General features: G+C 34.6%; 20 protein-coding genes. 11 read left to right on the top strand and 9 right to left on the bottom strand.

What is annotated here, in order from left to right; translation table 11 throughout:
* Positions 1–2: 2 nt before the first annotated feature.
* On the bottom strand, positions 3–425 hold the full coding sequence (locus AW14_RS12300; RefSeq protein WP_044639084.1) for a hypothetical protein: 423 nt from the start codon (positions 423–425) through the stop codon (positions 3–5).
* Between the two features lie 204 nt (positions 426–629).
* Between AW14_RS12300 and mnmE the strand changes: the two genes are divergently transcribed.
* The 9 genes from mnmE to AW14_RS12255 all read left to right on the top strand — a co-directional run bounded on the left by mnmE (position 630) and on the right by AW14_RS12255 (position 8,622).
* Entirely contained in the window at positions 630–2,027 is a 1,398-nt protein-coding gene (gene mnmE / locus AW14_RS12295) for a tRNA uridine-5-carboxymethylaminomethyl(34) synthesis GTPase MnmE (protein ID WP_044639083.1), read from the top strand.
* 246 nt (positions 2,028–2,273) lie between these two features.
* Positions 2,274–2,705, top strand: a complete 432-nt coding sequence (locus AW14_RS12290; protein ID WP_154662156.1) for a helix-turn-helix transcriptional regulator — start codon at positions 2,274–2,276, stop codon at positions 2,703–2,705.
* Positions 2,702–3,817, top strand: a complete 1,116-nt coding sequence (locus AW14_RS12285) for a site-specific integrase (protein ID WP_044639081.1) — start codon at positions 2,702–2,704, stop codon at positions 3,815–3,817. The genes AW14_RS12290 and AW14_RS12285 overlap by 4 nt, the downstream gene beginning before the upstream one ends.
* Complete coding sequence (locus AW14_RS12280) at positions 3,814–4,821, top strand: hypothetical protein (RefSeq protein ID WP_044639080.1); 1,008 nt, start codon at positions 3,814–3,816, stop codon at positions 4,819–4,821. Before AW14_RS12285 ends, AW14_RS12280 begins: the two co-directional genes overlap by 4 nt.
* A 300-nt stretch (positions 4,822–5,121) precedes the next feature.
* On the top strand, positions 5,122–5,460 hold the full coding sequence (locus AW14_RS12275) for a hypothetical protein (RefSeq protein ID WP_044639079.1): 339 nt from the start codon (positions 5,122–5,124) through the stop codon (positions 5,458–5,460).
* A gap of 2 nt (positions 5,461–5,462) precedes the next feature.
* Complete coding sequence (locus tag AW14_RS12270) at positions 5,463–5,678, top strand: MerR family transcriptional regulator (RefSeq protein ID WP_044639078.1); 216 nt, start codon at positions 5,463–5,465, stop codon at positions 5,676–5,678.
* 1 nt (position 5,679) lies between these two features.
* Positions 5,680–7,785, top strand: coding sequence for a toprim domain-containing protein (locus tag AW14_RS12265; protein WP_044639077.1), 2,106 nt, complete (start codon positions 5,680–5,682; stop codon positions 7,783–7,785).
* A gap of 256 nt (positions 7,786–8,041) precedes the next feature.
* Positions 8,042–8,398 (top strand): hypothetical protein, encoded by a 357-nt coding sequence (locus AW14_RS12260; protein WP_044639076.1) that lies wholly within the window; start codon positions 8,042–8,044, stop codon positions 8,396–8,398.
* 5 nt (positions 8,399–8,403) lie between these two features.
* Positions 8,404–8,622, top strand: coding sequence for a hypothetical protein (locus tag AW14_RS12255; protein WP_044639075.1), 219 nt, complete (start codon positions 8,404–8,406; stop codon positions 8,620–8,622).
* Between the two features lie 56 nt (positions 8,623–8,678).
* Here AW14_RS12255 and AW14_RS12250 read toward each other — a convergent pair whose 3' ends face one another.
* The 8 genes from AW14_RS12250 to AW14_RS12215 all read right to left on the bottom strand — a co-directional run bounded on the left by AW14_RS12250 (position 8,679) and on the right by AW14_RS12215 (position 18,437).
* Positions 8,679–9,581, bottom strand: coding sequence for a DUF5655 domain-containing protein (locus tag AW14_RS12250; protein ID WP_044639642.1), 903 nt, complete (start codon positions 9,579–9,581; stop codon positions 8,679–8,681).
* Between the two features lie 20 nt (positions 9,582–9,601).
* Positions 9,602–12,715: a type I restriction endonuclease subunit R gene (locus AW14_RS12245; protein WP_044639074.1), complete on the bottom strand. Its 3,114-nt coding sequence runs from the start codon at positions 12,713–12,715 to the stop codon at positions 9,602–9,604.
* Between the two features lie 16 nt (positions 12,716–12,731).
* Positions 12,732–13,103 carry a four helix bundle protein gene (locus tag AW14_RS12240; RefSeq protein ID WP_044639073.1) on the bottom strand — a complete coding sequence of 124 codons (372 nt, stop codon included), beginning with the start codon at positions 13,101–13,103 and terminating at the stop codon, positions 12,732–12,734.
* A 2-nt stretch (positions 13,104–13,105) separates the two neighbouring features.
* Entirely contained in the window at positions 13,106–14,299 is a 1,194-nt protein-coding gene (locus AW14_RS12235) for a restriction endonuclease subunit S (RefSeq protein ID WP_044639072.1), read from the bottom strand.
* A 3-nt stretch (positions 14,300–14,302) separates the two neighbouring features.
* Positions 14,303–15,124 carry a KilA-N domain-containing protein gene (locus tag AW14_RS12230; protein WP_044639641.1) on the bottom strand — a complete coding sequence of 274 codons (822 nt, stop codon included), beginning with the start codon at positions 15,122–15,124 and terminating at the stop codon, positions 14,303–14,305.
* 146 nt (positions 15,125–15,270) lie between these two features.
* On the bottom strand, positions 15,271–16,839 hold the full coding sequence (locus AW14_RS12225; protein ID WP_044639071.1) for a type I restriction-modification system subunit M: 1,569 nt from the start codon (positions 16,837–16,839) through the stop codon (positions 15,271–15,273).
* Between the two features lie 9 nt (positions 16,840–16,848).
* The gene (locus tag AW14_RS12220) at positions 16,849–18,237 is read right to left on the bottom strand and encodes a Fic family protein (RefSeq protein ID WP_044639070.1); all 1,389 of its coding nucleotides are present in this window, start codon (positions 18,235–18,237) and stop codon (positions 16,849–16,851) included.
* Positions 18,237–18,437 carry a helix-turn-helix transcriptional regulator gene (locus tag AW14_RS12215; RefSeq protein WP_044639069.1) on the bottom strand — a complete coding sequence of 67 codons (201 nt, stop codon included), beginning with the start codon at positions 18,435–18,437 and terminating at the stop codon, positions 18,237–18,239. Before AW14_RS12215 ends, AW14_RS12220 begins: the two co-directional genes overlap by 1 nt.
* 698 nt (positions 18,438–19,135) lie before the next feature.
* On the opposite strand from AW14_RS12215, the gene AW14_RS12210 reads away from it, so the two are divergent.
* Together AW14_RS12210 and AW14_RS15270 are read left to right on the top strand one after the other, a co-directional pair.
* The gene (locus tag AW14_RS12210) at positions 19,136–20,197 is read left to right on the top strand and encodes a polysaccharide lyase family 7 protein (RefSeq protein ID WP_044639640.1); all 1,062 of its coding nucleotides are present in this window, start codon (positions 19,136–19,138) and stop codon (positions 20,195–20,197) included.
* On the top strand, positions 20,127–20,306 hold the full coding sequence (locus AW14_RS15270) for an ATP-binding cassette domain-containing protein (RefSeq protein ID WP_316930035.1): 180 nt from the start codon (positions 20,127–20,129) through the stop codon (positions 20,304–20,306). The genes AW14_RS12210 and AW14_RS15270 overlap by 71 nt, the downstream gene beginning before the upstream one ends.
* Positions 20,307–20,825: the final 519 nt, after the last annotated feature.

The raw sequence follows: 20,825 nt of genomic DNA, 5'->3' as shown, positions 1-20,825 counted from the left end.
ACCTAATTTACTTGCTTTTGGTTAATTTGTAAGGAGCTTTCTACCCAGCTTACAGCATTTTCTACAGAGTAAAAATTTTCTCGGTTAAAGTTAAAAAAGTGTTTTTCAAGCTTCAATACGCCTTCTGTAAATTCATTGTAGGTTACAACAGCATAGGCTTTCATGGCATGACACGTTTTTAAAAAAAGCGGTGCATCTGTAAGTTTAATAGCGTAAGAGTTTACCCGATTACTAATAAAACCATAGGGTTGATTTTGAAAATGTTTTTCAGTTAAAAACCTAACAGTTTCAAAACTGTTAAAATTAACTTCTACACCTTCATTAAATTCTGAAATAATAAAATTTTTAAAAAAATAGAGATGACCTAAGTCTGTTTCAACATGCGATTCAACTTGCGCATATAAACTGCTTTCAATAACTTTCATTTATTAATATAATTCGTTAGGGATAACGAAGATATTATATTTTCTACAAAGTAATTAATTGTCAGTAATTATTGTGTATTATTTAAAAAATTAAATATTTAATAAAGGTATTAAAAAAGTAAAAGGAATATTTTATTGAAATTAAGTTTTGAGAAACTCATTTGATAATGAATTTTACGAACTCAAATTTTCTATTTTTGTTTCATGATAAGTAAAGACACCATTGTAGCTTTAGCAACACCCTCTGGAGCAGGAGCCATTGCCGTTATTCGTTTGTCTGGCGAACAAGCCATTGCATTGGCCGATCAATCATTTAAATCGGTAAAAAAGCAAAAAACATTAGCGAAACAGAAAACGCATACCATTCATTTAGGACACATCATGGATGGAGACAAAACAATAGACGAAGTCTTGGTTTCTATATTTAAAAACCCAAATTCTTATACGGGTGAAGATGTTGTCGAAATATCTTGTCATGGTTCAAATTATATTCAACAAGAAATTATACAATTATTTCTTAGAAAAGGTTGCCGTATGGCCAGTGCTGGCGAATTTACATTACGTGCTTTTTTAAACGGAAAATTAGATTTAAGTCAGGCCGAAGCTGTTGCCGATTTAATTTCGAGCGATAACGAAGCGTCGCACCAAATTGCGATGCAACAAATGCGTGGTGGGTTTTCTTCTGAAATTTCTAAACTACGTGAAGAATTATTAAATTTTGCTTCGTTAATAGAACTGGAATTAGATTTTGCTGAAGAAGACGTGGAATTTGCAGATAGAGGTCAGTTTAAAGAGTTAACAGACAGAATTACCTTTGTTTTAAAACGATTAATAGACTCGTTTGCCGTTGGTAACGTAATTAAAAATGGCATACCTGTAGCCATTGTAGGCGAACCCAATGTTGGTAAATCGACCCTTTTAAATGCGCTTTTAAATGAAGAACGCGCTATAGTTTCTGAGATTGCAGGAACTACTAGAGATACCATTGAAGATGAAATTTCAATAGGAGGTATAGGTTTTCGTTTTATAGATACCGCTGGTATTAGAGAAACAAAAGATGTGGTAGAAAGTATCGGGATTAAAAAAACATTTGAAAAAATTGAACAAGCACAGGTGGTTGTTTTTCTGGCGGATAGTACAAATTTTAAAGAAGAAGCCTTTATTACATCTTTTAAAATTGAAATAGAAAAAATAAAGAATAAATACCCATTAAAACCTTTGTTAGTTGTTGCTAATAAGGTTGATAAATTAGATGACAATTTAATTGCTAAAGTACAATTAGAAATTCCTCAAATACATTTATTATCTGCAAAACAAGGCGTGGGTGTCGATGCGTTAAAAGACAAACTTTTAAGTTTTGTAAATACAGGCGCATTAAGAAATAATGATACAATTGTTACAAATACAAGACATTATGATTCTTTACTTAAAGCCTTAGAAGAGGTCGATAAAGTTAAGTTTGGTTTAGAAACTGGTTTGTCTGGCGACTTATTAGCAATCGATATTCGCCAGGCCTTATATTATTTCGGGGAAATTACTGGCGAAATAACCAACGACGATTTACTTGGTAATATTTTTGCTAATTTCTGTATCGGGAAGTAAGTTGACGCAAACTTTCGCAAAATTTCACAATGTAAATCCTTTATTTACAATTACTTTACAAGTTTTTTACAAAATTACACGGGGGACAAAATTTTAGATATTTTGTCCCTTTTTGCGTACTTTTGTCCCTCGTTTGTCCCTCAAACGGCTCTGGGGGACAAAAAGGGACACAGAAATTTTAAGCTGTTCAATTTTGAAACAATCAGAAACATTGTGAAACAAATTGAAACAACGAGAAACAAAAAAATGAGTAAAGCGAACACACCCTACAACAAAATTTGTCTGTATTGCCACAATGAATTTGTAGCACAGAAGCGAACAACCAAGTATTGTTCCCACAAATGCAATCAACGAGCCTACAAGCAAAGCAAAAGAGAAAGTACTCACCAACAGGTAAGTGAAAAGGAATTGGTAAAATCTTCAGCTATTAAAACAAACTTACTGCTTGAAGAAATAGCTGCAAGTATTAAATCTATTGAAACAGAAATACATCTTTCTCTAAGACCTTATTTAACGGTAAAAGAAGTAGGAACTCTATTGAATATGAGCAGAACTTCTATTTACAGATTAACAGAATCCGGTAAACTACCACTTTATACTCTTGGTAATCGAAAGGTTTACATTAAAAGAAGCGACATCGACAACCTATTCCAAAACCCGAAAACCATAAAAGCATGAAAATATCAATCAGAAAGAAAAAATTAGCAGATGGTAGAGAAAGCATTTATTTAGATTGCTATTTCCCAAATGCCGAAAAGAAAAGAGTAAAGGAATACCTTAAACTCTATACCTATCCTAATCCAAGGAACAGCAAAGACCGTGAACACAACAAGAAAACCATGCTTTTGGCTGAAAGTATTCGATCCAAACGATTTATGGAAGAACAGCACGAACAACATGGTTTTGGACATTTCGTGAAAGGTGATACTTCGGCAAATTTTATAAAGTACTTCGAAGAACAGACCAATAAACGATACAATAGCACCGGTAATTATGGTAATTGGGATAGTGTACTGAAACACCTTATAAAATACAAAGGTGAAGATGTGCTTTTCTCTCAGGTGGATAGTAAGTGGCTGGAAGGTTTTAAGGAATACCTAAAAAACACAGCCAAAACAAAAAGTGAACAACCTCTCTCTCAAAATTCCTGTTACTCCTATTTCAACAAGGTAAAAGCCTGTTTGAAACAAGCGGTTAGAGATAAAATGATTAGCTACAATCCTGCTATTGAAGTACCAGGATTTAAACAAGGTGAAACGGAACGTGAGTTTTTAACCTTGGAGGAACTTAAAGCAGTTACTAAAGCTGATTGTGAAATACCCATGCTTAAAACAGCTTTTATTTTTAGCTGTTTAACCGGATTGCGTTGGTCGGACATTAATAAGTTAGTTTGGCAAGAAGTTCAACATTCAGAGGAACAAGGTTGGTATATTCGATTCCGTCAGAAGAAAACTCAAGGGGTTGAAACTTTGCCAATTTCAAAACAAGCTCGTGATCTATTGGGTGAAAAAGGAGAAAATGAGGAACGTGTGTTTAAAGGCTTAAAATATTCGGCTTGGCATAATGTGAAATTGCAACAATGGATGATGAAGGCTGGCATTTCAAAAACCATCACCTTCCACTGTGCCCGACATACTTATGCTACACTGCAATTGACTTTAGGAACGGATATTTATACGGTTTCAAAGTTATTGGGACATCGTGAACTGAAAACCACTCAGGTTTACGCTAAGATTATTGATAAAAAGAAAGTGGATGCTGCTAACATAATACCCGATTTAGACTTATGATACTTGCGAATTTTACCTATTACAAAATTGACCTTGCCGATATATGGGATTTTGAACGAAGTGCTTTTTTAGGTCAAGAAATTTCAGAAGATGAGGCAACTCAACTTCTTCATAACATTCAGGTTGAAATCACTAAAAATGCCGAGGCGGTTTTTGGGATAGATGATTACGATGAAAACGAAGCTAGTTTTTACAAATACTTTAACAGAAAGGAAAAGGAATACCGAGATGCTTGTGGCAGCACAGAAGAGTTATTTCGTATCGAATTCTTTTTCAGTAATAACAAGTGCTATCAATATGACTATCCAATTATTATTGAAAGTCATCACGATGATTTTGATTATTGGTTTGCTCTAAAGCTAAAGCAATACCAATTAAAATTGCTTCAACTGGATTCTTTCCTGAATTACCAACTGAATGATAGTTTTGAAGGAGATAAATCGGTTTTTGATAAATTCTTAACCATGCTTATTCGACAGTATGAAAGCTCATTTTTAACAAAAGGACTGATTGATTCTATCAACGATTGGAAAGCCATTAATCAAACACCTACACCCCAAAAGGCGATTAGCCGGAAATCTAATAGTCGAAAAATGGAAGGTGATATTCATTCTCTGCAATTGAAAGCCCTTATTAAGAATCCTAAATACTTTCAATCTAATATTCATGGCTTTTTAGAAGCATTTCAGTTATTAAAGGAACACGCCTTCATTGATGCTTCAACCGAATTAGAACAGTTTAAAAACATTTTCAGAAACAAAGAAATTACACATCAAAAACGGATTAAATGGATTGGCTCAACTAAGGAACTGCAATGGTTTATCAAAGAGTTGATGTATGAATCTCAAAAGATTGTGGACCTCAAAAATGATATTTGGTTGATTACGGCTTCTTGCTTTGTAGATAAAAACGGAAAGGAGTTCATGGATTCACAATTACGAAATGCTTCCGGAAAACGACTAAAACGAAAAGACCATTTGGTCCAAATTGTTCAATTGTTTTGAAAATAGTTCTCCTATAATTAGCCACCAAAAGAACTTTAGTGGCTAATTATAGTTCCTCTTTTTTAGTGAAATTCTATCACAAAACACTCTGCACACTCTGCACTCTGCGTTTTTATTTTTCTGTATGAAATCAATAAATAACAAGGTTTTTAAAGGGTTTCACAAACAAAACACTCTGCACTCACTCTGCACTCTGCGTTTTATTTTTGATTGAGTTTGCAATGCTTGGTTACTTAGCATCAGAAATTTCAAAACAGCATTGCGCAATGCTCATTATTCACAATTTAAAAATGAAACGTAATGAGCGATTTATCAAAACCTTTGTATTCTCTTACTGTGGGTGAATACATCGAATTAAACAAAAAAGTATTTGCAGAAGAAGCAGAGAAAATATTGCATTTAAAGGAACAATCCGAGGAACCTGTAAAGCATGACCAGGATATTATCTTCATGGATGAAGTTTTGGCTTTAACTGGTTACCGAAAAGCTACTTTATACAGTAAGGTGTGTAGGTATGAAATACCTGTAATCTCCCGAAGAAAACCATTGACCTTTTCTCGCAAAGCCATAATGCAGTGGTTGAATGATGGTAAGCCCAATACCATCGATCAGGAAGCCGATAACTATTTCAATAAATAATTATGAAGTGGTTACACGAAGGACTTATCAACCCAGAGGCGGAATATTTAAGTCTTAAAGAAATCAGCAAGCTATTCAGTCCGCCTATTTCTCCTGTTAGCTTGTGGAAATGGCAAAAGCAAGGCAAGTTACAACTTACGCCTTATGTATTTGGTAACAAGAAGTTCTATAAACGCAGTGAGGTAATTGCAGAAATAGAACGTCATAAAGCGATGTGATATGGATGTAAGGATATTAAAAGATAAAATTCAAAACGATTTGGATAGTTATACCGTGCTGAACCATTATTTACAACCCTATCACAATAAAGGAAGGTTAAAAGCTGGTCAGCACATTTCCAATCCGTTTCTTGGTCAGCCTCAAAAAACGCCTTCTTTTAATCTATACGATAAAGGCAATGGTAATTGGAGATATAAAGACTTTGCTACAGGTGATGATGGCGATTGTTTTGAGTTGGTGCAACAACTGTTTCGATGCGATTTTAAGGAAGCCGTGTTAAAAATAGCAACTGATTTTAATTTGGATGTTTCAAAAGTAGCGGAACCTAATTTCACGATTCAATTAGCAAAATGGGATACGACTAGTCTTGGTTTTTGGGAACAGTATGGCATTTCAGAAACTATATTAGAACGTTATCAAGTGGTTCCTGTCCAGTTCTATAAACGCCCATTGAAAAACGGAAATGAATTGCATGTGCAATCAACAGCAACTGAACCTTTGTTCGCTTATCGCATTCATGCCAATTGCTATAAAATTTATAGTCCATTTGCGGAGAAATATCGTTTCTCTTGGTTGGGACAAAAGCCCAGTAATTATGTTTTTGGATGGAAGCAATTACCCGATAAAGGCAAAATAGTATTCATTACAGGTGGTGAGAAAGATGTATTAGCCTTGGCTGCTCACAAACAAAAAGCTATTTCCTTGAACAGCGAAACGGCTTTTCCTTCGGATGAATTAATGAACCAACTGAAAGAACGTTTTGAGAATGTGGTGGTACTTTACGATTTAGATGCTACTGGTTTACAGCATTCCAAAAAGATTGCAGCACATTTTGAAATTCAACGAATGTTATTGCCTAATAAACTCACAGAGCAAGGCGGTAAGGATATAGCCGACTTTTTCCGATTGGGCTTTACGTTGAATGATGCTGGTTTAAAAATGGAAGATTACCGCAAAAAATCATCTACCGATCAGTACTTATCTCAATTACTAGAAACCCAAAAGGCTTTAACGAAAAGAAAGGCAGAAACCATTGCTAAAACACAACCTATTCTAACGCATTATGACAATGCCATTATTTTTCCTCGTACCATTAATATCATTCAAGGAAAGGCAGGTGTGCATAAAAGTAGATTGGCGGAAACCTTTTGTAGTGCATTTATCAAACAGCCTATGCACAAAAATCATTTGTTAGGATTTAAAACCAACATCATGAACCGTCCTACGGTTTGTTATGTGGATACCGAAAGAAACTTGACTGAACAGTTTCCTTTTGCCTTACAGCAAATATTGCAGAAAGCAGGCTATAATAAAGAAGAAACGCCTTATCATTTCGATTACATTTCGTTACTGGAGATACCTCGAAAAGACCGATTTGCTGCACTTAATGAATACCTGAGTTATGTGCGTGGTAAATTTGATGGGCATTTAGTAATTGTTTTGGACGTGGTAACGGATTGTATTAAGGATTTTAACCGTTCGGAAGATAGTATGCAGTTGATTGACTTGATGAATGAATCGATCAATAAATTCAACGTTACCTTTATTGGTTTGATACATGAAAATCCCGGAAGTACCGATAAAGCTCGAGGACATTTAGGAACGGAGCTGATGAATAAATCCAGTACAGTAATACAAGTGGGATTTGAGAAAGGCAAAAACGGACAACCTACGGATTTAATCGCCCTGAATTTCCTAAAAACCCGAAGTACCAAACGGTATGATTCCATTTATTTGAGGTACTGTAATGATGCGAAAGGTTTGGTATTGGCTGATGCTAATGATATTGCAGAAGTTATGCAGTCCCGACACTTAAAAGCAGAAATAGGAGAAATAACCGCTTTCTTAAAGGAATACCTAAAAGAACCTACACCCAATAAAGTTTTGGTGGATATATTAACCGATGAGTTTGATTGCAGTTCTAAGATTATCCGAACCCGATTAAAAGAACTTTGTGAAAGTAAAACCATAGTGCAAAATCATCTGGAGCAGGACTGTATTTTGACTAAAACACCTCAAGGAAAAGAAATCATTTACGAACTAAAGGTACAAGGTGGAACCGTGGAAACGACCGTGGAAAAACAACTTTCCATTGTTACTGAATAAACGTTGGAAGTGGAACAGGCATATATAGGGCTGTTCCATTGTCCATCGTTCTGCCAAATAAATGCTAAAGCACCATAAATTGAGGTAAAAACGAAGTAAATGAGTTTATATTCATTTGTGTTAATCTGCATGAAATTTAAATGACCATTACATACCAAGTACATTAATTTAGATTAAGTTGGCAAAACTTGGCGGTAGTTGATTTACAACCCTTTATTATACAGGGTTTTGCAGTTATTTTTACTTAAAAAAAGACATGCAAGAAGCGAAAGATCCATTAACAGGCGAAGTATTTATTAAGCAACGCAATAATCAGGTTTTTGCTAATCGTAAAAATCAGGTTCGCTTTAATAATTTGAAAGCACAAGAAAAACGAAAAGCCACATCTCAAATAAACAGAATGCTGGATAACAACCGAGCCATTTTAAAACGCATTTTGAAAGGCGAAAAGGAAACCGTAAAAAGTTTAGACTATCTCCTTGGTGCAGGTTTTCATTTTGGAGTGAATACCCATACCATTAAAAAAGGCGAAAAGAAATGGAGTTGCATTTACGACTATGCCTATTTGCTACAAGCCGAAAAACAGTTCAAAATTATTCACCTTAAAAGCTAATTAAAATGAAGAACATTGTGAATTGCTACGAACTGGATTTCGTAAAAGACATCCCCATAGAAATGAACCTGCTCCAAAGCGAATGCGAACAACTACATGCGAACAACAAAAACCTCAAAGTTGCCTTATCTGTTTTGATATTGGGTATAGGAGCTTACTTTGTGTACCACACTTGGTTTAAAAAAGAAGAGGAAAATAAGGCGGAAACAGCTTATAAAAACTAAATTTTATTTTACTCAAAAATGCCAGTAAAGTCGGTTTACTGGCAAAAATGAGTGAATTAGCTATTGTTGTATGATTCCTCGATTAGAGCTTTCAAGTTTTCTAAATCATCAATCGTTTTTATAATAGCTTCCGTATCACCTGTTCCATAATGACCAATATTTGAAACATCTCTAAGATTGTCTGCCGGGCTTTGAATTGAATTATAATCTAAACGGAGAAAAAGGATGATTTCTTTCTTCTTTGATCGTATTTCTGTGCAAACGAAATTTTTGATTCTCGAATAAGCATGGTAATACTTCAATTCTTTTTTCTGAACATCATCACCCAATGAGAAAATATAATCCTCCAATTCTTGATAGAGATTCATTAATTCATCAGAAGCAGCATTTATAGCATCGTCCATGTCACGGTACTTCGTTGTAGGCGATGTAGAATTTGACTTTTTAGTTTGTTCTTGTTTTTGAGAAGTACCTGCTAATTCAAAAATTACGTTATCACCCTGAAAGTATCTGTAACGGATTAACTCAATATTTCTATTTATTTGTCCTATTGCATAATCATCATATCGCGTAAAGTCTTTTGCTATGCATAACAAACGAGGAGAAGACCAATCGATTTCCACTTCTTTCTTCAAAACACGCATACACAGCAATTCAAAATCTGCCTGATGATCCATTAGCCAGTCTAAATAGAAAAGTCCTTGGTTAATAACATTCTCCTTACTATCTAACTTATATTCAATAATTACAGGACAATTGTTTTCATCAATGCCCAATGTATCAATTCTTCCTTTGTGTTTATTACCTGTAGTGTATTCTGTTGCCAAAAAACGAATAGCAAAAAATGTTTCTAAATTCTGCTCACAAAGCTTCTGAATTTCACGTTCATACTTAAACTCTACAACTGATTTAATCTGAGCTTTACCACTTTTTATTTGGTATAGTTTTATGTCTGCCATTGCTTCTCCTTTTATTAATTTCAAATTTTCCCTCCAACTCCTTTAAACTTGTCCACAAACGAAGCGATTTTTTGGAAAACACTTTGTTTTTTAGTTAAATACTGAGGGTTTAAAGGGCTCATTTTAGGTAACAGCGCATTGAGTTCTGTTCCGTTTTCGCTGGCGTATTCTCTTTTTAATGAGGCTGCAATGTATCGCTTCGCTGCTTCTTCGTTTAGATTTTCATCCGTTATTAACTCAGTTGCTTCCTTTTTCTGTCTACCCTGTGCGTAGTTAAAGAATGAATCAATGATACTTGCCTTATCCTCAATGGAATCCAATTCTGTTTCATTAATAAAATCAACCACCAAACTTTCTTTGGCTCTATTGCCAATACTGGCACGAATTACTCTTCGAATTTCCTCAATTAACGTAGCCTTATCCTTGTTTTTCTTGTTGTGTTCAAAAATAAGTTCAAGAATGTAGTCTAAATTAATTTCTTGCGATTTTAACAAGTCTATTTCAAAAACTACATCATCCCAATCAATATTTGATTCTTCAGCTTCTTTTCCGCTTCTTTCCCTTCTTAACCAATCTCTAATATCGTTATAAGTGGATCTGTAATCTTGAATCGTGCGGTCGGAAGGTAATTCAATAGACTGCATTGCTGTAATATCCTCATCTGTTACAAAATGAGTTTCTTTAAATTCCTCTAAAGCTTCTGAATCCTTAATATCAACCGTTTGTAATGCCTTTAAATTAGTAAACTCATCGTAGTTTTGTAGTATGTTTTCAACTCTCAGGTACTCACCAAAAAGTTTAGAAAACTCCTTTTTGTCTTTTTCTGTAACAATTTCATCAGGGTTAGGGAATTTTTCATTCAACTCCTTTACCACATCTACATAACCTCTGCGAGCTTCTCCAGTAGCAATGTCTGTAAAGCCTTCCAAATACTCTTTGTAACTCTTTTCTAATACTACGTTCTTGGTACTGCTATCTCCAAATAAGGTAATAGCATCAACCGTAGCTTTTTCTAAATCTCGGAAGGTAATGATATTACCAAAGGTTTTAGTGGCATCGTAAATTCGGTTGGTACGTGAGAACGCCTGCATTAAACCATGATAACGAAGGTTTTTATCTACAAATAAAGTATTTAATGTGGGTGCATCAAAACCTGTTAAAAACATACCTACCACTATAATTAAGTCAACTTCTTTGCTTTTTACTCGTTTGGCAAGGTCACGGTAATAGTTTTGAAATTCCTTACTATCCACCCCATAACTAGTTTTAAATAAACTGTTATAGTCGTTGATGGCTTTGGTTAAAAATTCTTTGGCACTCTGATCCATTGCCGATGGTTCAAAAGTTTCATCAACAATTTCACCAATAGCGTTTTGTTCTTCATTGGCAGCAAAAGAAAAAATTGTGGCAATTTTTAATGGCTTATCGCTTTCCTTTTGCAAATTATTCAGTTCCTCATAATAGCATTTTGCTGCATCAACACTACTTACCGCAAACATGGCATTAAAACCAGTGTTTCCTCCACGTGTACGGTGTGTTTTTTGCCTGAAATTTTGCAAGATGTATTGCGAAATCTCTTTTATACGAACAGGGTGTAATAAGGCTTTTTTGTTTTCTGCTGCACTCAGTTTTTTCTCATCAACTTCGGTTTCTATGCCTTTAAATTGTGGGCGAACATCGTTATAATCCACCTTAAATTTAAGTACCTTCTCGTCTCTAATGGCATCGGTAATGACATAGGAATGTAATTCACGACCAAATACGCTGGCAGTAGTTTCCGAGCCTAAAGCATTTTGAGGAAAAATTGGTGTTCCTGTGAATCCAAATTGATAGTACTTTTTAAACTTCTTTTTTAAGTTCTTTTGAGCCTCACCAAACTGCGAGCGATGTGCTTCGTCAAAAATAAAAACTACCTGTTTTTGGTAAATGGCTAAATCACTCTCACTCTTCATTAAATTATTTAATTTCTGAATCGTGGTAACTATGATTTTGTTATCGTCTTTTTCAATGTTTCGTTTTAAACCTGCTGTACTATCCGAACCATTTACGCTATCAGGCGAAAATCGTTGATACTCTTTCATGGTTTGAAAATCTAAATCTTTTCTATCTACCACGAAAAACACTTTATCAATAAAATCCAATTCGGTAGCTAATCTTGCTGCTTTAAAGCTTGTTAATGTTTTACCCGAACCTGTGGTATGCCAAATAAAACCTCCACTTTCGGGATTGGACCATTTTTTGGCTTCATACGAACTTTTTACTTTCCACAAAATACGTTCGGTGGCTGCAATTTGGTAGGGTCGCATAATTAATAACGTATCGCTTACATCAAACACCGAATAATTGAGCAACACGTTGAGCAAAGTATGTTTTTGAAAAAAAGTAGCCGTAAAGTCCTTTAAATCTTTTATCAAAGAGTTATCAGCCTTTGCCCAGTTCATGGTAAAATCGTAACTGTTTTTATCTCTCTTAACTGTATTGGCGAAATAGCGACTATCTGTACCGTTGGAGATTACAAAAACCTGCAAGTATTTAAATAATGAATTCTCACTATTAAAACTTTCTTTACTGTAGCGATGTACTTGGTTAAAAGCTTCACGAATGGCTACGCCACGCTTTTTTAGTTCAATCTGCACCAATGGTAAGCCATTTACCAATACCGTTACATCGTAACGATTGGAATGCGTACCTTTTTGCTCAAATTGGGAGATTACTTGTACTTTGTTGCGAACAATATTCTTTTTATCTACCAAATATATGTTTTGAATATGCCCATCGTCAAACACAAAATCATAGATGTAGTTATCGTGTATTTTACGGGTTTTATCTACAATGTTATCTCCGGGTTTGTCTAAATATTCTTCTACAAAACGAGCCCACTCACCATCGGTAAACACCATATCGTTAAGTGCCTGCAATTGCACCCTAACATTCTCCAGCATGGCTTGAAGCGTATTGAGGTTAGAGGGGTTTTCATAGCCTTGATTGATTAAGTCTTGAATAAACTCACTTTCCAAAGCCGATTCTGTTTGGTAAGAAGCAGGAGCCTCATTTACCTCTGAATACTTGGTGTACTTGTCGAGTACAATGAAATTATTTGATTCTGCTATTGTTCGATATAATGGAGAGTTCATAATGGAGAATTGAGAATTAATTTTGATTGATATTTACTTTAGAGCTTTTTACAATTGAGACTAATAGCTTAATAAGCTCCTGTATTTCTGGGTGAATAGAATGATAAGCTTCTTTACTCAAATCATTGGATTGATACAATAATTCAATCCAATAATCTGTTTCATTGGCTTCTTTTAGAGCAATACTCATTTTATTAATAAAATCGGCTTTGCTTTGTGCATGTTCTGCCTCTTTTATGAGTGCTCCAACAGCGGTACCACTTCTTAACACCTGTTTACTGAGCACGAACTCCTTTTTTTCTTTTTGCAAAAACTTGGACAACTTGATAATTCTCAACGCAAAGGCAAAGGATTTTTCTTGCACAATATTTTTCTTTCCGTTTTCCATTCTCAATTCTCCATTTTTAATTTATCGAAATCGAGTAAAAGATTTCGATAGTATTCGTACTGTTTTTCTCTTAACTCAATTTCTTTAGGTAAACCTTCGCTGATGGAAGTAGTGAGCACATCAAACTTATCGAGAATGGAAACAATTCGTTCCTGTTCTTCTTTTGATGGTACTGGAATAATTACCTTTCCTAATCCTTTAGAATTAATTGCTGAAATTTTACCAGAGGAAATATGCTTACGAATTTGGTCGTGAAATTGGCGTGTGCGTGTAAAGTATGCAACATACTTAGGGTGTAGTGGGCTTCTATAAGAAAAACATGCATCGTGAATAACTACTCCTTTGTCACTTAACCATGCTGTTCCTCTTCCTATATCTTCAATTGTTTCACCAGCAGCAACAATTACTACATCACCTTTTTTGGCGGTTCTTAACTTTTTTGACTTGACCAACTCATCACTTACAAAAGAAATTGTTTCGTTTGCCCAAACACCGTAATGAGTGTACATTTCACCATAATGAATAGTTGGAACTCCTTCTGCTAATAAATCTGTTTTTACAAAACGTTTACCTCTTTGAAACTCTCCAATATCATCTAAAGATTTCCATTCCACTTCACTCTCCTCAAAGTTAAAAAGTTGCTCCCTATAATAGCTATACTGGTGTTTACGAGCTGTAAGCTCTGCTGTAAGCTCTGCTGTAAGCTCTGTAAAACTATCTAATATCCTAACTATTTCTTTTTGAATTGCTAAAGGTGGGATGGGGATGGGAATTTTAGCCATTTGATTACTCATTAATTTGGGATTTCCCATACCCGAATAGACATGTTTTTTAGCTTCTATGGAAAGCCAGTAAAACAAAAATTTATAATTTATTTCATCGTTGTCAATAATTTTAATTAAACCACAAACATTCGTTATTGAAAATTTTCCTTTTCTGTGAAATACTGTCCCTGCATTTGCTCCATCAGTGGTCCAAGTGATAAACTCTCCTTCGTTATCAAAAGTTTTAATCTTTCCAATTTCACCATTATTGGCTGTTTGAGAACTATAAACTGGAAATTCTCCGGCATTCTCAGCTAAATAACCTTTTGACATAACACGCCCACGACTTAGAATTGCAACTCCATCTTGTTTGTTTGCAAGTGATTTCCATTCCACTTCAACGCCTTCTAATAATGTATCTAAATAGCTCATGGGTTAATCTTTTTTATTCTCTTTTAGTAGTTTACGGTTTTCTACTTCTTGTAGCACTTGCATTTGCTGTATGGCTATTTGGTTAAGCTTTAGCAGTCTTTCTGGTTGTGCTATGTTTTCGTTTATAAAAACAGCGTTTAGGTTTTCCAAATTAGAGAGGCAAATGAGTTGGTTTATGGTAGCATAATCTCGTTGGTTGCCTTTTAGTTCAGGGTTTTTATTTTTCCACTGCTGGGCAGTCATTCCAAACAAAGCCATGTTTAAAACATCAGCTTCGGTGGCGTACACTAATGAAGTTTGTTGTGGACTTAAGGCTTGTGGTATTAAATTTTGCTTAATGGCATCGGTATGAATATGGTAATTTATTTTTGCCAATTCTCGTTTTGCGTTCCATCCAATTTGCTTTTGCTCTTCTTCTTTTAAGCGTTGAAATTCTTTGATAAAATAGAGTTCAAACTCAATAGAGATCCATGCAGCAAACTTAAAAGCAATGTCTTTGTGGGCAAAGGTACCGCCATACCTCCCGGATTTTGTAATCATTCCTTTGGCATTTGTAGTTTCTATCCACTTTGTAGGAGAAAGTGTAAAAGCATTTAAACCCGCTTGGGTTTTAAACCCCTCGAATTCGAGGGGTTTAAAATCTTGATTGTACAAAATTTCCCAAATACCAAGATACTCAATGGTATTACGGTTTCGCATCCAGTTGGCTATTACAGCGGTGGGGTCATCACTTTTAAATTTGGCAATATCAGTTAGTGAGATGTAATCTTCTTCATTGATTTTCAGAATAGAAACATCGGTATGCTTTACATTAATTTTCGCCATAGCCATATTTATTTAAGGGTAAATGTCTTTAGCAACTGTATAAGTGCTTTAAAGTGGTCAAATTCTACCACTTTAAAATTGGGGTTATCCATTTTCACCATGTCTTTATATTTTTCAGTTATCCGAAAAATCCGGACAACTACATTTTATTGTTCAATTTCCTTTATAATGGCATCTATATCTGCACGGAGTTTATCTATTTTTTTCACCGTTTTAGTTACCTCACTATTTAGTTTTACAATATCAATTTGCTCACGTGTATCTTTAGGCTCCACGTATGAGCTAACCGATAGGTTGTAATCGTTTTCGGCAATTTTGGTATTGTCGATAGAGGTTGCCACGTGTGGCACTTCTTTTTTACTAGCAAATATTTTCATAATCTGCTGTATGTGCCCCGGGTTGTTTTCATCTTCATTATCTGTAAGCACATTATTATTGGTTACTTTTTTAAAGAAGTTCTCTCCACTAGCATCAATAAACTGTGTTTTGGTATCTGTTTTATGTTTGGATAGTACCAAAAGTGTTACGGCAATTGGAGTACCATAAAACAAATTAGGTGCTAAAGCAATGATGGTTTCCACATAGTTGTTATCTACCAAATACTTTCTTATTTTTTGTTCGGCTCCACCACGGTAAAAAATACCAGGGAAACATACGATAGCAGCTCTTCCTTTACTGGATAAATAGCTTAGTGCGTGTAATACAAAAGCAAAATCGGCTTTTGATTTAGGAGCCAGTACACCAGCAGGAGCAAAACGATCATCATTAATCATGGTAGGGTCATCGTCACCAATCCACTTTACCGAGTAAGGAGGATTAGAAACAATGGCATCAAAAGGTTTTTCATCACCCAATTGAGGGTCTTTTAAAGTATCGCCCAAAACTATATGGAACTTATCGTAATTTATGTTGTGTAAAAACATATTCATACGAGCCAAGTTATAAGTGGTATGGTTTACCTCTTGCCCGAAGAATCCTTCTTCGATAATGTGATTATCAAAATGTTTTTTGGCTTGTAATAATAAAGAACCAGAGCCAGCTGCTGGATCGTAAATTTTATTTACCGTAGTTTGCCCGTGCATTGCTAATTGGGCAATTAATTTAGATACGTGTTGTGGCGTAAAAAACTCACCACCCGATTTACCTGCATTGGCTGCATAGTTTGAAATCAAAAACTCGTAAGCATCTCCAAAAAGGTCGATTTGGCTTTCTTCAAAATTCCCGAAATTTAATTCAGCCACCCCTTTAATAACCGCAGCTAAACGACCGTTTTTATTTTCAACGGTATTTCCTAAACGTGAGCTGGTTGTATCAAAATCGGCAAACAATCCTTTTATATCTTGCTCGGATGGGTAACCGTTTGCAGAGCTTTCGATAGCTGAAAATATCGCTGCTAAATCGGTATTTAAATTGGAATTGGTATTGGCATTTTTAGCCACATTAACAAAAAGCTGACTTGGATAAATAAAGTAACCTTTTGTTTTAATGGCATCATCTTTAATCTCGGAGGTAATTACATCATCCGATAAGTTGGCATAATTTACACTATCATCACCACCTTCAATGTAGTTGGTGAAGTTTTCACTTATAAAACGGTAGAATAGTGTACCTAAAACAAACTGTTTAAAGTCCCATCCATCAACAGAACCTCTTACATCATTGGCTATCCTCCATATTTTGGCTTGTAATTCAGCTCTTTGGTTTATGCTTGTCATATCGTTTAATTATTTCAATGTTTGTTTTAAATCTTTTCCTTTTTCCGTTAATCGGTATTTCTGCTTGCTGCTTTTAGGTTTATCAGGAATAGTCATTTCAACCAAGCCTAGTTCTAAAGCTGGTTGCAAATAGTTAGCACGGAAATTTTCTCGATCAGCTAACCCTAATTTTTCTTGTAAATCCTTTCTATTCAATTCAGTTCCTATTGCCTCTAATAGCGTTTGAACTTGCTGGGTAACTTGCTGGGTAACTTGCTGGGTAACTTGCTGGGTAACTTGCTGGGTAGCTTGTTCGGAAGCACCTAATTTAAACATAGTAACCTCCATACCACCTTGCATTTCTTTAATTACAGGTTCGGGTAAGCCTTCCTTTTTGCAAGCTTCTATAATTTTTAAGGTTCCGCTTCCCCAAGTGTCGATATAACCTGCTAAAAAACAAGCATGAGCAATAATAGGGTTTCGGGGTAAGGAACTATGCGGTTTAAGTAAATCAGCTTCTGTTAGTTCGTTCGGTAGTTTACCCACGTTCCAGAGAGAAATTCTATCATCATAAACACGCATTTGAGTATGGGCTCCCATATAACTACGGTGTACCAATGCGTTTAGCAACATCTCTCGAAGGGCTACAATTGGATATTCATCCTTTTCTAATCTGCGCATCCCTTCAAACTCAATACGTTTAGTAAGGAATTTATAGTTTAGCTGTGCTTGAACTTCTTTTAGTAAGTAAACCAAGTTACCTTCTAATATTTCGTGAAAACGCAAATCGGTAGAGTCTTTTACGAAACGACCAATACGCACCTGAATACTTGGGTAAAACTTATTAGGGTCTTTAGCAAACAAAATAATTGCGGCTCTTTTTAGCTGACCTTTTTCAATTAAATTGAGCTTTTCCAATATCTGAAAAGTAGAAAGCCCATCCACATCAGGCATACGTCCGTATTTCAAGCCATCTTGAATAAACTGCTCTAAACTATTTGTGTCAATATCGTTGATGGAGGCACGTTCTTCTATAACATCATCCCAAGTTTTACCAGCCTTTTTGAGTAAAAACTCATTTAGTTCCACTCCGGTTAGTTCCATTTTAGTGCTTCCAGAACGATAGTAATACCTTCCTCTTAAAGAAACAGGAACGGAGTAGGGCTGTACTTTTATTTCAATATACTTGCTACCGCTTTCTTCCTGCAAATTCACATCGCAAATAATACCCATTGCATTGCGAATTTTGTTAGGGAGGTCTTCCAGTAGTTTTTGATAGTTGTCTAAATGAGTAACATTACCATCGTCATCTTTACCAATGTATATGGTTCCACCTTGAGCATTTGCAAAGCCACAAATCCATTTCAGGTAGTCGTCATGCCAACTTTGTTTCCATTCTATGTTTTGTCGCTCGCTCACTATTTCTTTTTAGGTTTTGATTCTAATAAATCTTTAACATTCACTTTTAATATTTCCGCTATCTCATAAAGCACCTCCAATTTGGGTTGTTGCCTATTTTGAACATAGGAATTAACCATGTTGTAGCTTTTGCCTAACTTTTCAGCTAACCATGTTTGTTTAATTCCCTTTTCGGCTAATACCTCTTTAATGCGATTCATCTCTGTTGCTTTTATTAGAAAATTTAGCTTGAATATTACAAATCGTAAATATAGTAAAACATCTTAATTTTTGAGATATTTTAACTTACTTTGAGACGATAATTTACCCAATCAAAGTTTTGCATATAAACACAAAATATTATCTTTGTTTTGCCTTGAAATAGAGGCAGGTTGACATTTTGGACAGCAAATTTCAGGGAGTTTGTGCCCTATTTGTGCCCCAAAGCTCGTAAGTCGTTGTAAACCAAAGGAAGTTAGGTTTTGTATTGGGAAGTAATTACACTTCTTTTTTTCTTTTGAATTTACCAAAGTTACTATACATATTTTTTCCTATCATTGGTAGTACTAATCTTGGTTAGACATTATTTTAATTATTAATGTTTCACCTCAGCAACTCAACAAATTGAGATTCTAACTGTTGTTAATACGTTTACACGTTTTCGTTTTTTTTAGTAATTCTAATTTTAAGATTGATATTTTTAGAATTAATAAAATCTTAATTCAAAGATGCTGGGGCAATCTCAGAAATATGAAGACGATAACTCAGTTAAATATCTTTTATCCTTGTAATAATTACTTTAATTAAGTACAACAATGTTTATTTATTTGAATTTTTTTGCTAACTATTTTATTATATTTGGTACACCAAACTGGTTTACCAGTTTATGTGTTTAAGTCAAATAGAAAATTTTAATAAAATGAAACTCAAAAAAATTAAAACAGTATCAAAATTATTTCTATTTTTTTGGCTTGCATTATTTTTTTATAGTTGCTTCAATACTTCTAAAGAGTCTAATACTGAAGTAGCAAAACCCATAATTTATCCAAGTGATCTGATTCCTTTTATGGACGAGTTTACTATTTTATGCGGCGATGGTAAAAGCATTAAAGATTTAGTAAAAGTGGAACATAAAGATTTTTTCTATGTTTCCAATGATGGAAAAACAGATTGGGTAGTTTATAAAACACCTAATTCGGGTATAACTTCTAAAAACACGAGTAATACACGTACAGAGTTAGGACAGAAAAAACAATGGAAAGTCGAAACCGGTGGAAAATTAACAGGAACATTAAAAGTGATGCATGTTTCCACTTCGGGCGATGCCAGGGTAGCGGCTTCTTACTCTGTTGTAGTTGGACAGATTCATGGTACGGAAGGGCATGAAAATGAACCTTTAAAAATATTCTATAAAAAATTTCCAGGCCATAAAAAGGGTTCTGTTTACTGGAATTATGAAATTAATACAGAAGGTGATAATTCTAAACGATGGGATTTTTCTACTCCAGTTTGGGGATATGATATGTCTGTTGTCGGTTCAAGTCCTACTTCATATCCAGATGAGCCAAAGGATGGTATCGAATTAGGTGAAACGTTTAGTTATGAAATAAATGTTTTTGAAGGCATGATGTACCTTACCTTTAAAAGTGAGGGTCATGAAACCAAAAAGTTCACTAAAAATTTATTAAAATCAGATTTTACAAGTAAGGCAGAAATTCCTCAACAAATATTAACACTTTATGCATCTATAGGCCGTGATGGGGTAGAAAAGGCAAATGCCTATGCAGGCGAGTTGCAGAATTTTAAGCAAGGCGCATATAACCAAGCAAACGGAAAAGATCCTGATGAAAACATGGTTTGGCATACAGGCTCAGAAACTTATAATGGCGATATAGTAAAACAATACGCTAATGGCTGTTATGCAGAAGTTTGGTTTAAAGAAGCAATTGTTGGACCTGGTTCCATGCCAAATAAAAATTAAAATGAATAATAATGTAAACCAGGTCATTTTTATAATGGGCGTTTCAGGTTGTGGAAAGAGCACCATAGTAAGGTTGTTATCTGATAAACTTAATATTCCTTTTTTTTGATGGTGATGATTTTCATCCACAGCCCAATATAGACAAAATGAGTAGTGGTATCCCTCTTAATGATGAAGACCGATATGGTTGGTTGTTAGGACTTAATCAATTGACGAATAAATAATTAAAAAAAATAGCTGCATCATTGTTTGTTCTGCCTTAAAATATCATATCTAAAAATTTTTAGCACAACTATTCAAAATCAAGTTACAAGGGTTCATTTAGCAGGAAGTTTTGAACAAATTTTTGAACGGTTAAATAAGAGAGCTAATCATTTCATGTCTTCAGATTTTAGAAAAGGATAGAACATAAAAAAAACACAAATAATTATTACAATCAAAATCAATATAAACAGGTAATATAATTTATTTAAGTGTCTTATATAAAGCTTATCCTTCACTAGATTTTTTTTCCTTCCTAAATCATATTATTTTTTAATGTTCTCTATAATATTAATTTTTTATAATTATATTTGGTAAACCAATTTGGTTAACCAAATATAATATTCAATTAGAATTCACATTTACA

The organism is Siansivirga zeaxanthinifaciens CC-SAMT-1 (genome assembly GCF_000941055.1).
Taxonomy (GTDB): Bacteria; Bacteroidota; Bacteroidia; order Flavobacteriales; family Flavobacteriaceae; genus Siansivirga; species Siansivirga zeaxanthinifaciens.
The sequence above is the reverse complement of the archived record's forward strand: the minus strand, read 5'-3'. Positions and strand labels throughout refer to the sequence as shown.

Excerpts from the sequence above, each read along its gene's own strand:
- AW14_RS12210 (WP_044639640.1), top strand. The coding sequence starts at position 19,136 with ATGAAACTCAAAAAAATTAAAACAGTATCAAAATTATTTCTATTTTTT.
- AW14_RS12270 (WP_044639078.1), top strand. The coding sequence starts at position 5,463 with ATGAAGTGGTTACACGAAGGACTTATCAACCCAGAGGCGGAATATTTA.
- AW14_RS15270 (WP_316930035.1), top strand. The coding sequence starts at position 20,127 with ATGGCTGTTATGCAGAAGTTTGGTTTAAAGAAGCAATTGTTGGACCTG.
- AW14_RS12245 (WP_044639074.1), bottom strand. The coding sequence starts at position 12,715 with ATGAACTCTCCATTATATCGAACAATAGCAGAATCAAATAATTTCATT.
- AW14_RS12285 (WP_044639081.1), top strand. The coding sequence starts at position 2,702 with ATGAAAATATCAATCAGAAAGAAAAAATTAGCAGATGGTAGAGAAAGC.
- AW14_RS12260 (WP_044639076.1), top strand. The coding sequence starts at position 8,042 with ATGCAAGAAGCGAAAGATCCATTAACAGGCGAAGTATTTATTAAGCAA.
- AW14_RS12240 (WP_044639073.1), bottom strand. The coding sequence starts at position 13,103 with ATGGAAAACGGAAAGAAAAATATTGTGCAAGAAAAATCCTTTGCCTTT.
- AW14_RS12280 (WP_044639080.1), top strand. The coding sequence starts at position 3,814 with ATGATACTTGCGAATTTTACCTATTACAAAATTGACCTTGCCGATATA.
- AW14_RS12300 (WP_044639084.1), bottom strand. The coding sequence starts at position 425 with ATGAAAGTTATTGAAAGCAGTTTATATGCGCAAGTTGAATCGCATGTT.
- AW14_RS12215 (WP_044639069.1), bottom strand. The coding sequence starts at position 18,437 with ATGAATCGCATTAAAGAGGTATTAGCCGAAAAGGGAATTAAACAAACA.
- AW14_RS12265 (WP_044639077.1), top strand. The coding sequence starts at position 5,680 with ATGGATGTAAGGATATTAAAAGATAAAATTCAAAACGATTTGGATAGT.
- AW14_RS12255 (WP_044639075.1), top strand. The coding sequence starts at position 8,404 with ATGAAGAACATTGTGAATTGCTACGAACTGGATTTCGTAAAAGACATC.
- AW14_RS12230 (WP_044639641.1), bottom strand. The coding sequence starts at position 15,124 with ATGGCGAAAATTAATGTAAAGCATACCGATGTTTCTATTCTGAAAATC.
- AW14_RS12235 (WP_044639072.1), bottom strand. The coding sequence starts at position 14,299 with ATGAGCTATTTAGATACATTATTAGAAGGCGTTGAAGTGGAATGGAAA.
- AW14_RS12250 (WP_044639642.1), bottom strand. The coding sequence starts at position 9,581 with ATGGCAGACATAAAACTATACCAAATAAAAAGTGGTAAAGCTCAGATT.
- mnmE (WP_044639083.1), top strand. The coding sequence starts at position 630 with ATGATAAGTAAAGACACCATTGTAGCTTTAGCAACACCCTCTGGAGCA.
- AW14_RS12275 (WP_044639079.1), top strand. The coding sequence starts at position 5,122 with ATGAGCGATTTATCAAAACCTTTGTATTCTCTTACTGTGGGTGAATAC.
- AW14_RS12290 (WP_154662156.1), top strand. The coding sequence starts at position 2,274 with ATGAGTAAAGCGAACACACCCTACAACAAAATTTGTCTGTATTGCCAC.
- AW14_RS12225 (WP_044639071.1), bottom strand. The coding sequence starts at position 16,839 with ATGACAAGCATAAACCAAAGAGCTGAATTACAAGCCAAAATATGGAGG.